This window comes from Paenibacillus sp. FSL R5-0912, assembly GCF_000758605.1.
GTDB lineage: Bacteria > Bacillota > Bacilli > Paenibacillales > Paenibacillaceae > Paenibacillus_AQ.
This window is the reverse complement of sequence record NZ_CP009282.1, coordinates 2,909,960-2,923,463: the sequence shown is the minus strand read 5'-3', so window position 1 is coordinate 2,923,463 and position 13,504 is coordinate 2,909,960. Positions and strand designations below refer to the sequence as shown.

Here is a 13,504-nt window from a genome sequence, read left to right as displayed (position 1 = left end):
TTATACAATGGGCACCATTCACCATTACATTTCCAAAGGAGCCCTTATTATGACTATACAACAACCACAACGCACTGCGCTGATCACCGGCGCGAATAATGGAATCGGACTCGCCTTGACCCGCCGAATGCTGGGCGAAGGCTGGGAGATTATCGCACTCATCCGTTCAGCTTTTCCAGAGGACGATTTCCTTATACGTGAGGCGCTCAGCAGCAGACAGCTGCGGACGTACAAGGCGGACCTCTCTGATTTCGCCCAGTTGAAGCGTGCCTTGCAGGATATTACAAGCCATGAAACGAAGATTGATCTGCTGTTCAATAATGCCGGCGGCAGCTTCCCGGAGTTAAGCTTCTCCAAGCAGGGACGTGAGCTGCACTATGAGCTGCAGACGGTTGTTCCGTATATCCTCACGATGGAGCTGAAGCCGCTGATCCTGAACGGCACACTGCGCACAGTGATTAATACCTCTTCCAACGCTTTTATGATGAAGCGCAAATTCGATCCGGCCGCCCTGGAGCATCCTGTCAAGTTCCAGAAGCTAACCGGGCCTTATGCGGACACCAAGCTCGCCCTGTCCTTGTGGACCAGTGAGATCGCCCCGGCGCTTGCGGCGGAAGGCATCCTAATCCGCAGTGCCGATCCCGGCGGCAACAATACGATTCGCGGGGGCAAGAAATCCGGAATTCCTTTTTGGCTGAGACCGGTTATCCGCATGTTCTTCCCGGAACCCACTCATGGAGCAGGCTTGTTATATCAGGCCGCACTCGGCGAGCACAGCCGCAAGCCCGGTGTGTTCCTGATCAAGAATCAGGTGACCCCGCTTAAATTCACAGAGCACAGCAGCACTATTCTGAAGACCGTCCAGACCATTTATCAGCAGGAGTTCCACACGGCCGGCAGCGGTTCCTGATTATAGGCAATGCTGCACATACCAAAGCCCAAGCATCTGATAGGATAGCTTGGGCTTGATTGTGCGGGCATTTATCAGGCAATATTAATTTATGCTAAAGCTCTGCTATCCGTCCAAACTCCCGCAGCAGCAGCATATTCTCAATAACAATATGTGCCTTCCACCAGTTCTCGCTGATGGCAAACTCCCGCTCATAACCAGCCCAGGTCCAGGTCAGGTTCCAGACACCTTCTGAATTCCGGGTCTCCAGCAGATGATCCAGCTCCTGGTGCATCAGCCCGGCAAGCTCTGCATAACCCGGACTTTGCGGCGACTTGAGGAAAAAGGACGGTCTGCAGCTGTACCCGTTCCATTGCCCCTCATCGCGGCTAATGAGCTGAGTGCTCTGCACCTTGACCGCTTCCTTCAAGGAAACGTAGGGGAAATGCTCCTGCAGCTCTGCCCAGGCTATACAATCCAGCAGCGTGGCAACGCATCTCAGCGGATGCATCTCAAGTGCGGGATCTTGCAGGAATAAATCAGTCAATTCACGGGCGATGCCCATACCCCGTTCATACAGTGCACTGTCCCTGTCAGCATACTTCAGGATGAACCCGGACAATATGGCTGTCGGATTATAGATACTGCGTGCGGTACTGTTCGAATCCGTGTGCCACCAAGGAGCATGCGGGTAATCATTGTTAGAGGCTACCACATTCCTCCAGGTCCGGTCTTCCATGTCCGCACCGCTGTCCAGGTACCTCAGAATACCCTGCACCAGCGGATGTCGGCCATCTTCGAATCCCAGTTCCAGCAATCTCTCTACAGCGGTCGCCGTTTGGATCGGGGTGGAATTCGGATTCCACGCATCCGCCTCCAGGGCATGGCCGAAGCCGCCATCCTTATTCTGATACGCCGACAAAGCTTCCAGCACGGGCGGTAATCCGCCATTTTCAAAGTGAAATCTCCACCTCGCCAGGTCCAGCGGACGGGCATTGCGGGAGATCCAGTGCCTGATGACCTCGTAATCCTCCAGCAGCAGCTTCATGTACATTCTCCTTTTGGCTCCATGTAATATCCCTTAACCACCGGGCTCTCACCAACAGCTTAGTACTCTTTCTTACTATATTAGAAGTTTTCCATTAAAATACAAGAGAATACCCATTGCTAAGGAGGATGTACATGACTGAAGATTTCTACTGTGAAGAAGTATTGAGCGGCAAAATAGAAGTACGGAAGGTAATCGAAACGGACAATATTCTAGCCTACCATCACACCAGACCCTTTTATCCTGTCCACATTGTGGCTATCCCTAAGCGGCATATCTCCTCTCTATTAACCCTTAACGAGGGAGATAACGAACTGCTGCTTGAGCTTATGGGAGTGATTAAGCAGGTTGCTGCCCAGGTAACCGAAGAATATGGGGCATGCCGGGTGAACACGAACCTTGGTAAATACCAGGATTCGAAGCATCTGCACTGGCATATCTGCTATGGTGAGCCGCTAAGATAAGTACTATTTGCTGATATATGTATTCTCTCAGCCACTACGGACCCTACAGCGCTTATCCTTCTAATCTGGCTCATTCAGCTTAGTGAACGGAGTCCGTTAGCCCGGCGAAACGTTGCTTTTTTGGGATATAAGCGCCACCCGGTCCGTTAGCTTCTCCAGATGCTGCCAGTCTATGAAGATGGCAAGAATGCAGACCGCTTATTTCTTCACCGGATGTTCACCCAGCTCCCCACAGCGGCTGCGAAGCGGGCGGTGGCTTTGGGCTGCCGCTGGCGAGTGAACGCGCTTTTTTTTGTTGGCGTCAACCTGTATTTACCTAAAAAATAACAATTCCAGCTACCGCCGACAGGAGGATCACCGCAAACGGATGCACCTTATATTTGGCAACAAGAATGAGGCATCCGGCACAAATCAGCAGCGAGCCGGCCATGGTCCAGGTTAACCAGGACCCGCTTTGTCCGCTAAATCCGAAATGAACTGCCGCATACAGAATTAAGCCGGTCACGATCGGCCGCAGTCCGTAAAATGAAGCTCTGACCCATTCATTGCTCTGCAGCTTCAAAAAGAAGACAGCGATGCAAATGACGATAATAAGCGACGGCAGAATAATGCCAGCCGTTGCCGCTATCGCTCCCCCCATCCCCGCTTGGGAGTATCCGATCAGGGTTGCGGTATTGGTCGCGATGGACCCCGGAGCCATTCCGGCCAAAGCAACAATTTCCTGAAAAGCGCCGCTGTCCATCCATCCTTTGTCGGATACCTCCCGCTGAATCAGTGTAATAACCGCATAACCGCCGCCAAATGAAACTAATCCCACTCTAATAAAAATCAGCAACAGCTCCCACAGCATCCGATAATCACCCTTCAAATATAGTATTCCGGAAACTGCAGGTCCCGGCGTTCTTCCGTTCTCGCCTTTTCCGTAACCACGCTCATCCCCCGTTTCTTCTTATACAGAACGACAAGGACTCCCGCTGTCAGCCCGCCCAGAATCAGATAAAAAGGATGTATCTGTGTGAACAATAGTAACGCCAGTGAGACAGCCGCAAGTACAAGCGTCACCGCGTCGAGAACAGAAGCCTTCCACATCTTTCCGGCTGCGACTATGATCAAGGCAACGACTGCGGCATGAATGCCTTTTAATGCGGCTTCTACCTTGACATTGTCTTTAAATATAAGCCTGAGTCCGCTGAGAATAAAAACGATCAGGAAGGTAGGCAGTGTTATTGCAATGACAGCGGCCACAGCTCCCGTTACTCCACCAAGACGATAGCCGATAAACGCTGCGCTATTCACGGCCACCCCTCCAGGAGCAGAACCGGATACGGATATCATGTCACCCATTTCCTCTTCGTTCATCCAACCCTTTTTTCGTACAATCTCTTCTTCAATGGTCGCAATCATTGCATACCCGCCTCCAAAGGTGGAGGGTCCAATTTTGAAAAACACAAAAAAAATACTCCAAAGTAGCTTCATCTTTCTGCTTACCCTTTGCTTCATCCCAGTTCACCCTTATATACTCTTTCTGCTCTCCCGAGAGATGTCTTTTGTATTTTAACATAATTAATTTCATTTTGGATTAAAGTCCTCTATTTATTTGTAAATACTCCGTTAATATCCCATAATCAGAGCATGAATGCGCCTGGTCTGAAAATAAAAAAATCCATTTTGGAATTATCTTCGGTATTCCTATTAAAATAGCAGGATATGAATTTAACTGGCAATGATCTCAATAGCTCGTTATACTTTATGTATTCCCACTAATTAACTTGGAAATGGAGATAAGCAGCTGATGATGCCCCATCCTAATGCTTCTATAAAAAAACGCGTCTATGACCGGATATCCTATCTAGGAACTGCCTCCAAAGCGGATTTATTGAATGCGTTTGCCCTGACCAGCAGCAGTATGACACGTCTGCTTGATGAGATGTCATCCCAGGGGCTAATTATTGCCTCCGGGCTGGGAACCTCCAAAGGCGGAAGAAAGCCCATCCTGTTCCAGTGTAACCCGGCATACCGGTATCTGTTCGGGCTGGAGATTTCCCGCATTCATTCTTCGCTTGGCCTGTATGACATGCATTTCAACAGGCTCTCTATGACCAGCTGGGAAATGGACGATAGCATGACACCTTCACTTCTCGCGGATCATGTTGCAGACAGCGCCCGGATACTTCTCTCGGGGCACGGGATATCGCCCGGCAGCGTTCTGGGCATGGGAATCGGTGCTGTCGGTCCATTGAACCCGGAACGAGGGATCATTCTGGAGCCGGAGCATTTCCCAGCCGACTCCTGGTCAAACGTCCCCATCTGCGAAATGCTGGAGGAGCGGCTCGCAATACCGGTCAAGCTTGACAATGGTGCAAACTGTGCCCTCATCGGTGAGCATTGGGCTCTGAAGGCTAACCATTACCAACACATCCTGTATGTGCATGCCGGAACAACCATCCGCTTCGCGATGCTCTCCGGCGGCCATATCGTTCGGGGAGCCTCAGGCGCAGAGGGCGCACTGGGTCAGATGATTATCCAGACCAACGGGCCCAGACTGCACGGCAAAGGAAACTATGGTGCCCTCGAAGCATTCGTGTCTGTTCCGGCACTGGAAGAGCGGGTACGCACACAGTTAAAGATTGGGCGCAGCAGCTTACTGACGGAGCTCTCTCCGGAACGGATCACCTTTGCCGCTTTGTCCGAAGCTCTCGTGCAGGGGGACAAGCTGGTTACCGAGCAGTTCACGGAATCGTCTGCGTACTTGGGGATTGGGCTGGCTAATCTGATGAATACCCTTCATCCGGAGTGTGTCGTTCTGGGCGGCCCGCTCGTCAGGGCACATCCGCTTGTGTTCGACACCTCCGTCGAGGTCGCCAGGAAGAACACTTATCCCTCTCCCGTGAACAGTCCGTTCTTCACTCAAGGACTTCTTAGAGAAGAGGCCGTAGCCACCGGAGCCGCTATCCTGCTGCTAAATGATTGGGATATTGAATGAATGTGTTAAAATTAGAACAAGCTTGCTCTACCTACGGATAATTTGACGCGGGGCACATATATATGGGTATATTTCACAAAGGAGGTCCCTATGAGCAGAAGCATTTCCGGTTCCGGCGGCACATTCACATTCATCAAACAGCTGCTGCAAAAAATCAAAGCCGACGACGTCCAGGGGATCAGCGCACAGCTGACCTATTATTTGATTCTGTCGCTGTTTCCCTTTCTGATCTTCATTATGACCCTGATCGGGTACGCGAATATTTCCCTGGAGGACAAAATCCAGCAGCTGGAACAGGTGATGCCTGCCGAAGCCGTCTCTATTATAGAAGAGATTCTGCAGGATGTATCGGAGGGACGCAGTCAGGCGCTATTATCCTTCGGGATGCTTGCAACGCTATGGGCGGCTTCCAAAGGGGTTAACGCTGTCATTAAAGGGCTCAACCGCGCTTACGACATTGATGAGAGCCGGGCCTTCTGGAAAATAAGAGGGATCGCCTTCCTCGCTACCCTGACTATCGGTTTTGTCGTGCTGCTCAGCATTCTGCTGCTGGTCCTCGGAACCTGGCTCAAGACACAGGTCTTCCTGTTGACGGATCTGCCCTACGGTTTACAGAAGCTATGGGACCTGCTGCAATACGCCGTGCCGCTGCTGGTCATGTTCATTGTGTTCACACTGCTCTACTGGATCGCCCCAAGCCGCAGGCTGGCTCTGCGGGAGGTAGTGCCAGGTGCGCTTTTCTCCACTTTCGGCTGGATCGCTACATCGGTCCTCTTCTCTGTGTACGTCAATCAATTCAGTGATTTCACCAAAACCTACGGCAGCCTCGGTGGCGTAATGATCCTGCTCATCTGGCTGTATATCAGCTCGATTATTATTCTTGCCGGGGGTGAGATTAATGCCATCCTGCTCAAGCGTAAAGTTGACGGAGCCACGGTAAAATAACAAGATTATCAGTATTTTTTGACAGCAACTAATTTGGGGCTGCATCTGCTGAGATCAGATCAGAGGGATGCAGCCTCATTCAGCTCGTCTATCCTGTCATCGGCACATTGTATTCGGTTTTTCGCATACATTTGCCCTATCGTTCTCTTAAGCCCCTACTCATGGTGTACGATTCCTGTACAACAAGACAGGCAATTCCCCGCTGACCGGGGGATTGCCTAATTGGAAATAACTATAAGCTAAGCATCATTATGCTTCGTCTCTCAGTGATACCTCACCGGTTCTTCCTCTTCTCCTGCCGCCGCACCCGGATCACCAAATACTGTGCCGGCTACGGGATTATCGGGAAGATAAGCCCCCTCTTCCTTCAGGCGTCTGCGCAGCACGGATACATCCACCGCATGCACGTCATAATCGGGTAGCTCTGTGGCGAGTGCTGCGGCAATCCCGGCCGCTTCGCCCATCGCCAGACAGACCGGCATCACCCGGACACTCCCCTGCACCTCACGGACACAGGAGATCGAACGTCCCGCGACCAGCACATTCTTCAGTGAACGCGGCGTCAGGCAGCGGTATGGAATGCCGTGCGATTCTCCCGGACCGTAACGTTTAATGACCTCCGGCTTGCCTCCCGCCTGCTTCTCTTCCCTCTCAGTCCCATGGATATCAATGAAATAGCTGTTGCGGCAGATTTCATCCGCGAAGCTGCGGCGGTTGATATAATCATCCACACTCAGCACATAATCTCCCGTAATTCTCCGCGTCTCCCGCACACCCATCAGCGAGCCGGTGTTGGCTACATAAGAGCTGCCGAACGCAGCAGGCATGTATTCTGCCAGGGCATCCCTATAGACGGAAGCCAGCTTCCTTCCCTGCATCAATGCGGCAGATACGGAGAAGGCATCCGTATTATCGACATCCCATAGATGTCCCGCATTGAAGCCCACCGTCCGGGGAGCAATGACATTATTACAGATATGCGAGTCCGGAATTAAGGGGAATTTGCCGGAGCCCAGAATATCGAAGATTGGGCTGGTTTTGTTATTGTTATGCAGTAGCGGACCGTTCAGATAAGCATATTCATCGACATTGCCCAAGGTAAAACAGTGCGTGGCAGGCATCAGCTCACCGGTTGCCGTATCTCCCTTGAGATATTCTGCTCCCGCCCAGGCTGCTACATCGGCATCGCCCGTGCAGTCGATATAGACCTTAGCCTTCAGCGCCTGCAGTCCATTCTTGCTGGCAGTGATCAGCGCCAGCACATTACCTTCCTCATCCGCCTCCACGGAACCCAGCTGCGTATTGAACAGCACCGCGGCCCCTGCTCCGGATACCAGCTCATCATAGATGACCTTGAGCTTCTCGGGCTCGATCGGAACCCAGTCCATCGCCTCTTTGCTTACATGAGGCATCTGCGCCTTCAAGGCTTCAAACACCTTCATCGCCAGTCCCCGGTAGATGATCGTCTTCATATCCGAGAACGGGCACCAGGCAGGCACAAGTCCCGATGTGCCCATTCCGCCCAGGCTGCCTGTTGCTTCGATTAGCAGCGTCTTTGCCCCTTCCCGGGCTGCGGCAGCGGCCGCCGTACAACCCGCCGGCCCGCCGCCTGCAACGATGACATCCCAGGAATCCTGCAGCGGAATCTCACTGCTCCGCATCCTGTAGCTGTTCATTCTTTTGCCTCCTAAAAAGTTTTCTATGACACTATTTCTTCACTGTAGCATACCAGTCATTCACCTCTTTGGTGCTGGCTTCTCCGCCAGCAGCATTATATTTCTCGGCGAAATCAGCCACGGCATCCGGGGACTCTTCACCGACAATGACTTTGACAGCGAAATCATTAATCATCTGATTCAGCGAAGCATTGTTCTTCGAATATTCCGGCAGGGATGGAGCCAGCGCCAGCGGATCAGCAATTCTCGCTTCCGCCGGAAGCTCATTGTTCAGATAAGAGAAGCCTGCAAACAGACGCGCATCCTTCTGCACCCGGGCCTGCCAATAGATCGGGTACAGCTTCTCGTCTATACCAGTCAGATAATTGCTGGCGTTGCCGCGTTCGTCCGTGAACAGCGGCAGGATCGGACTGTATACACCGTCTTTATAGGTATGATGTTTGCCTTCTTCACCGATGGCAATCAGCTTGAAGGTTTCTTTTTCCAGCTTGGCGTTGATCCATTTCATCGCATCTTCAGGATGCTTCGCAGATTTCGGAATGAAGGTAATACGGTCGAACCCGCCGCTCATGCCGAGGCCCATTTGACCGTCTTTGCCTTTGAGGGCAGGAAGATAAGCATATTTGGCATCAGGAAAGTTCTTGGTCAAGGCATCAGCAATTCCGGGAATATCATACCAAGGCAGCTGAATAACCCCGATCTTGCCGCTGGTGAATTTCTCCTTCAGAGTAGCATCCTTGTTCACGGCAAATTCCTTATCGAGCAGACCCTGCTTATACAGACCGGACATGTACGTCAAATATTCCTTGAAGCCCGGATGCAGCGGGGCAGGAACCAGCTTGCCGTCCACTGTATTCCAGCTTGTGCCTATTCCGAAGGCACCTGTAATATTCGCCGTCGTTGCCAGTGCACCGTCAATTGACATCGGAGCGCCGCTGTTCCCTGTTCCGCCTGGGTCCTTCTCCTTGAATGCCTTCAGCACTTCCGTGAATTCATCCAGCGTAGTCGGCGTCTTCAGCCCCAGCTTATCGAGCCAGTCCTGGCGGATCATCAGATCGGCACCGGCAAATTGTGAGGAGCTGTTGGGAATACCATAGATTTTGCCGTCAATTTTCATTGCATCGAAGGACGCCTGGGAGATGGAAGCTTTGATATTATCGCCGAACTCCTCGATGAGCGGGGTCAGATCCACCAGTGCGCCCATTTTGGCATAATCGGTATACACGGCTTTTTCACCGGAAATGGTAATGACATCATACGGCTCGGCAGAGGAGATCAGCAGATTGAGCTTATCCATCGCCTTGTCGGCGGGAAGCATCTCATACTTCACCTTATAGCCGGTCCGCTCTTCGATCACCTTGGCCAGCGGATACGTATTGTAATCATCCTTCGACCACAGATTAAGCGATTTCAACTCCGGCTTGGCAGCATTCTCTGACGTTGCCGGTGCGGAAGTTGCTTCTGCAGAAGCTGGTGCTGCTGTTGAAGCGTTCCCCCCGTTACTATTCGTGTTGTTAGAAGAACCACAGGCAGTTGCAGCGAGCAGCAGCCCGGTACTCAGCAGGAGTGACAGCCACTTCGTCTGTTTCATTAACATAACCCCCTATAAGTTTTGTGAGCTTAAGCTTCCAGTCTTACTTCGTACCAAACTTGCCTCAGCCTTTAACCGAGCCAATCAGCACGCCTTTGATGAAATACTTCTGCAGGAACGGGTATACGAACAGAATCGGGACCGTCGAAGCGACCACCGTTGCCGCACGTATGCCTTCCGGTGACATGTTCATCAGGTCATCCACACTTTTATTGACGGCATTGGCGGCACTGGCATCCATCACCACATCCTGCAAATAGAGCTGCAGGGTCTTAAGCGCGGTATCGTTGATGTAGATCATTGGCCCGAAGTAATCATTCCAGTACCCGACGGCATAGAAAAGCGCGATCGTGGCAATCACCGGCATACTGAGCGGCAGAATAATCCGGAATAGAATCGTGTACGTCTTGGCCCCGTCGATCCGCGCGGACTCCTCCAGGGCTTCGGGAAGACTCTCGTAGTAGCTTTTGATTACCAGCATGTTGAACACACTGATCATTCCGGGCAGGATAAGCACCCACAGATTATTGATCAGATGCAGCTGGCGCATTAGCAGATAATTGGGAATAAGCCCGCCGCTGAACAGCATCGTGAAGATGAACAGCACCATGAAGAAGGAGATGCCCGGCAGATTCCGTTTGGATAACGGATAGGCCGTCAGTGCTGTCATTAAGATGGAGATCAGGGTCCCCACTACCGTGACGCCTACGGATACGCTGAACGCCCGGATGAACATTGAGGAAGAGATAACCTCCCGCAAGGTGTCGAGCTGGAAGCCTACCGGCAGAATGCCTACTTTCCCCGAAGTAATCGCCCATTCTTCACTGACCGATTTCGATAATACGTTAACCAGCGGCAGCAGCATCATCACTCCGAGCGTAATCAGGAACAGGTAGACAAAAATATCGAGCAGCCTGTCGCCTTTGGTTCGTTTGGTCATGGATTATACTGTCTCCTTTCCCGCCTACCAGATTCCGCGGTTCAGCAGCTTCCGGCTGATATAATTTCCCGAAACGATGAGGATGAAGCCTACCACCGAGTTGAACAGGCCAACCGCGGTGCTGAAGCTGTAATCCATTTTACCCAGCCCGATGCGATAGACGAAGGTGCCGATCACATCTGCTGTCTCATAGACTACCGGATTGTACATGGTCAGAATCTGCTCCGTTCCCGCATCAAGCACCGAGCCCAGCCGGAGAATGAACATCAGCACCACAGTCGGCAGAATACCCGGCAGTGAGATATGCAGCATTCTGCGGATTCGCCCCGCCCCGTCAATGGCAGCCGCCTCGTATTGCTCCTGATCGATTCCGGCAATAGCGGCAATGAAGACGATCGCGTTCCACCCTGATTCCTTCCAGCCGGCCGTAAAGACAACCACACTGCGGAAATAATCATTGCTGACAAAAAAGCTCACCGGTTCTCCGCCGAACCATTGAATGATAGTATTGACCAGTCCGCCCGAGGTGGAGAGTATGGTGACGAACAACCCGGAAATAATCACCCAGGACAGAAAATGCGGGAGATAAATAATCGTCTGGATCGTCCGTTTGAAGAACATCAGCCTGACCTCGTTCAGCACCAGCGCAATGAAGATTGGCACCGGGAACAGCAGGACAATTTTGTAGACACTGATAAGCAGCGTATTCATGAATACCCTTCCGAATTCGTCCGATTGGATAAGCTTATGGAATTGCTCCAGCCCTACCCATTCACTGCCTCTGATGCCCTCGAAAATGTTGAAATCCTGAAAGGCGATCAGCACCCCGTACAGCGGTGTATATTTGAAGAGCAGCAGAAACAGCAGACCGGGTATCAGCAGCACATAATAATCCCTGTTTCTCCAGGCGAGCCTCCACTTGCTGGCGGACCTGATTCTGGTTGCCTGAAGTTTGCTCTTCCGGTTCAAATCCGTGACACTCCCACCCAATTTCATTCACCCCCATCTGTTTGTGAGTTGATTATACTGGGAAACCGGGGGGCGGTTGTAGGTGGTAATCTGATTATTTCTGGTCTTACGCGACTGTATATCGGGCAATCTGCTTATTCGAATGGAACCGCTTTAATTCTGATGTTGATCACTGTTCCTTGACCGGGTTCCGTTTCAATGGACAAGCCATACCGGTTGCCGGCAAAATATCTTATCCGCTCGTTGACATTATAGAGGCCGAAGGAGCCCGGCATCCCGTCACTGCGCAGCTCGGAGGAAGGCTCCAGCAGCAGCCGTCTGGCCTGCTCCGGACTCATGCCGATCCCGTCATCGGACACTGCCAGAACAATATCTTCCTGCTCCCGGCGGGCTGTTATGGCGATATTCCCCTGCTTATTGTAGGTTTTGCGGATACCATGCAGCAGCGCATTCTCCACCAGCGGCTGGAGGGTAAGCTTGGGAATCATATACTGTTCAAGTCCCGGCTCTACTTGGACGCTGAAGGTGAAGGTGGACGGAAAGCGGTTCTGCTGAATCTCCATGAACACCTTGGCCAGATTCAATTCATCGGCAAGGCTGACATTGTCGCGGCCCTGATTCAGGCTGAGCCGGAAATAGCGGGCCAGCGCCTCAATCATCTGGCTGGTATCCTCCGCATCATGCGAAATTGCCGACCAGTTGATCATATCCAGTGCATTATAGAGAAAATGCGGATTAATCTGGGCCTGCAGGGTTCTCAGCTGCGCCTCCCGCTCCTGCATCTTCGCCTGATAGGATTCCTCCATCAGGAGGTTGACCTTGTGAATCAGGTGGTCCACACTGCGTTCCAGCAGCCGGAAATCCCCGCCTGGCATCGTCCTTCTGTCCTCCAGCCAGCCGATGCCCTCCTTGCGGATCATCCGCAGTATCATCTGCACTCTGCGCTGCATGTTCTGCACGAGAAACATCAGCAGCACAAACACGAGTACGAGGAACATGACCGTGATCCCCGCCAGCGTGGCAATGCTGGTGAACTGGTTCATTGCTGTTGCCCTATGCGAAATCTCTGATTCAGAGACTTGGGAGATCATTTTCCACCCTGAAGTCCCGATCGTGGTATAGACCACATTAACCTCTTCACGCCCAAGGGTCCGCTTAACGATTCCCTCCTCCGATTGCTTAATCGTATCCAGCAGTTCTTCCGGCAGCATGCTGACTTCCTGCGAACCGTTCTCTCCGGTGCTGTAGATCAGCCGGCCCTCACTATCCAGAAGATAAGGGGCGTAGCTGTCCGAGAAATGAAGCTCTGACATAACTTCTGCAATCAGATCCTGGGATATATCCATCACCAGTATGCCGATGGTCTCTTCATATGCCTTGGGATTGCGCAGCATCCTTGCGACAGAGAAAATCTTTTTGTCACCGAAATCGATATAACTCTCCTCATACACCCCGGTCCAGACCATACCGCCCCCGGCCTCCAGCACCTGCCTGTACCACGGATAATGCTCTATATCAGATAGCGGATACAGATTCACCCGGTCCCCTCCGTACATCCGGGAAGGATCAACAAAAAACCGCAGCCGGAAAATATCCTCATTCTCCTGGGCGGTTTCGGCTAAATTGCGCAGCTCCTTAAGCTGGTTAAGCTCATCGGTGATGCTGTCCTTCTGCTGCAGATTACTGTAGAGCACCTGGTTCATGAAAACTGAATTGCTGCTGTCACGGATATGATCCAGCTTATAGGTCAGATTCATCCCTGCCTGCTTAAGGGTCAGCTGCATCGTACGGGTGACTTCTTGCTCCAGGATGTCACTGGACCGCTGATAGAAGGAAGCCAGCATGACTGATACCGGCAGCAGAATGAGTATCACATAGGCAATCAGCCACTTTCTCGCCGCAAGAATGCCCTGGCCCAGTCCGGTCAAATAGCTCCAGCCCTTTTTCACTGCACAGCCTCCTTATATGGCATGCTTACATTCCTGTACGGCCTGATCCT

The 13,504-nt window shown here is 52.0% G+C and carries 12 protein-coding genes; 4 read left to right on the top strand and 8 right to left on the bottom strand.

The genetic code is table 11. From position 1 onward, the window contains the following. Positions 1-49 precede the first annotated feature (49 nt). Complete coding sequence (locus R50912_RS12205) at positions 50-910, top strand: SDR family NAD(P)-dependent oxidoreductase (protein ID WP_042235119.1); 861 nt, start codon at positions 50-52, stop codon at positions 908-910. A 94-nt stretch (positions 911-1,004) separates the two neighbouring features. Here the strand turns inward: R50912_RS12205 and R50912_RS12200 are convergent, their stop codons facing one another. Further along, entirely contained in the window at positions 1,005-1,937 is a 933-nt protein-coding gene (locus R50912_RS12200) for a hypothetical protein (protein WP_052416249.1), read from the bottom strand. 134 nt (positions 1,938-2,071) lie between these two features. On the opposite strand from R50912_RS12200, the gene R50912_RS12195 reads away from it, so the two are divergent. After that, entirely contained in the window at positions 2,072-2,401 is a 330-nt protein-coding gene (locus R50912_RS12195; RefSeq protein ID WP_042235117.1) for an HIT family protein, read from the top strand. Between the two features lie 316 nt (positions 2,402-2,717). Here R50912_RS12195 and R50912_RS12190 read toward each other — a convergent pair whose 3' ends face one another. Then, positions 2,718-3,251 carry a chromate transporter gene (locus R50912_RS12190; protein ID WP_042235115.1) on the bottom strand — a complete coding sequence of 178 codons (534 nt, stop codon included), beginning with the start codon at positions 3,249-3,251 and terminating at the stop codon, positions 2,718-2,720. A gap of 14 nt (positions 3,252-3,265) precedes the next feature. Next, complete coding sequence (locus tag R50912_RS12185) at positions 3,266-3,901, bottom strand: chromate transporter (RefSeq protein ID WP_042235113.1); 636 nt, start codon at positions 3,899-3,901, stop codon at positions 3,266-3,268. A gap of 292 nt (positions 3,902-4,193) precedes the next feature. Between R50912_RS12185 and R50912_RS12180 the strand changes: the two genes are divergently transcribed. Both R50912_RS12180 and R50912_RS12175 read left to right on the top strand, forming a co-directional pair. Beyond that, positions 4,194-5,384: an ROK family protein gene (locus R50912_RS12180; protein WP_042235111.1), complete on the top strand. Its 1,191-nt coding sequence runs from the start codon at positions 4,194-4,196 to the stop codon at positions 5,382-5,384. A 90-nt stretch (positions 5,385-5,474) separates the two neighbouring features. Next, positions 5,475-6,329 carry a YihY/virulence factor BrkB family protein gene (locus tag R50912_RS12175; RefSeq protein ID WP_042235109.1) on the top strand — a complete coding sequence of 285 codons (855 nt, stop codon included), beginning with the start codon at positions 5,475-5,477 and terminating at the stop codon, positions 6,327-6,329. A gap of 263 nt (positions 6,330-6,592) precedes the next feature. Here the strand turns inward: R50912_RS12175 and R50912_RS12170 are convergent, their stop codons facing one another. The 5 genes from R50912_RS12170 to R50912_RS12150 form a co-directional block, all read right to left on the bottom strand. Further along, complete coding sequence (locus R50912_RS12170; RefSeq protein ID WP_081956474.1) at positions 6,593-8,005, bottom strand: FAD-dependent oxidoreductase; 1,413 nt, start codon at positions 8,003-8,005, stop codon at positions 6,593-6,595. A gap of 31 nt (positions 8,006-8,036) precedes the next feature. Continuing rightward, positions 8,037-9,596, bottom strand: coding sequence for an extracellular solute-binding protein (locus tag R50912_RS12165; protein ID WP_052416247.1), 1,560 nt, complete (start codon positions 9,594-9,596; stop codon positions 8,037-8,039). Between the two features lie 64 nt (positions 9,597-9,660). After that, a complete protein-coding gene (locus R50912_RS12160; protein ID WP_042235107.1) occupies positions 9,661-10,536 on the bottom strand; it encodes a carbohydrate ABC transporter permease in 876 nt (291 codons plus the stop codon). A gap of 24 nt (positions 10,537-10,560) precedes the next feature. Next, positions 10,561-11,532, bottom strand: coding sequence for an ABC transporter permease (locus tag R50912_RS12155; RefSeq protein ID WP_042235105.1), 972 nt, complete (start codon positions 11,530-11,532; stop codon positions 10,561-10,563). 107 nt (positions 11,533-11,639) lie between these two features. Continuing rightward, entirely contained in the window at positions 11,640-13,454 is a 1,815-nt protein-coding gene (locus R50912_RS12150) for a sensor histidine kinase (protein ID WP_042235103.1), read from the bottom strand. Between the last annotated feature and the right edge of the window lie 50 nt (positions 13,455-13,504).

Excerpts from the sequence above, each read along its gene's own strand:
- R50912_RS12205 (WP_042235119.1), top strand. The coding sequence starts at position 50 with ATGACTATACAACAACCACAACGCACTGCGCTGATCACCGGCGCGAAT.
- R50912_RS12200 (WP_052416249.1), bottom strand. The coding sequence starts at position 1,937 with ATGAAGCTGCTGCTGGAGGATTACGAGGTCATCAGGCACTGGATCTCC.
- R50912_RS12195 (WP_042235117.1), top strand. The coding sequence starts at position 2,072 with ATGACTGAAGATTTCTACTGTGAAGAAGTATTGAGCGGCAAAATAGAA.
- R50912_RS12190 (WP_042235115.1), bottom strand. The coding sequence starts at position 3,251 with ATGCTGTGGGAGCTGTTGCTGATTTTTATTAGAGTGGGATTAGTTTCA.
- R50912_RS12185 (WP_042235113.1), bottom strand. The coding sequence starts at position 3,901 with ATGAAGCAAAGGGTAAGCAGAAAGATGAAGCTACTTTGGAGTATTTTT.
- R50912_RS12180 (WP_042235111.1), top strand. The coding sequence starts at position 4,194 with ATGATGCCCCATCCTAATGCTTCTATAAAAAAACGCGTCTATGACCGG.
- R50912_RS12175 (WP_042235109.1), top strand. The coding sequence starts at position 5,475 with ATGAGCAGAAGCATTTCCGGTTCCGGCGGCACATTCACATTCATCAAA.
- R50912_RS12170 (WP_081956474.1), bottom strand. The coding sequence starts at position 8,005 with ATGAACAGCTACAGGATGCGGAGCAGTGAGATTCCGCTGCAGGATTCC.
- R50912_RS12165 (WP_052416247.1), bottom strand. The coding sequence starts at position 9,596 with ATGAAACAGACGAAGTGGCTGTCACTCCTGCTGAGTACCGGGCTGCTG.
- R50912_RS12160 (WP_042235107.1), bottom strand. The coding sequence starts at position 10,536 with ATGACCAAACGAACCAAAGGCGACAGGCTGCTCGATATTTTTGTCTAC.
- R50912_RS12155 (WP_042235105.1), bottom strand. The coding sequence starts at position 11,532 with ATGAAATTGGGTGGGAGTGTCACGGATTTGAACCGGAAGAGCAAACTT.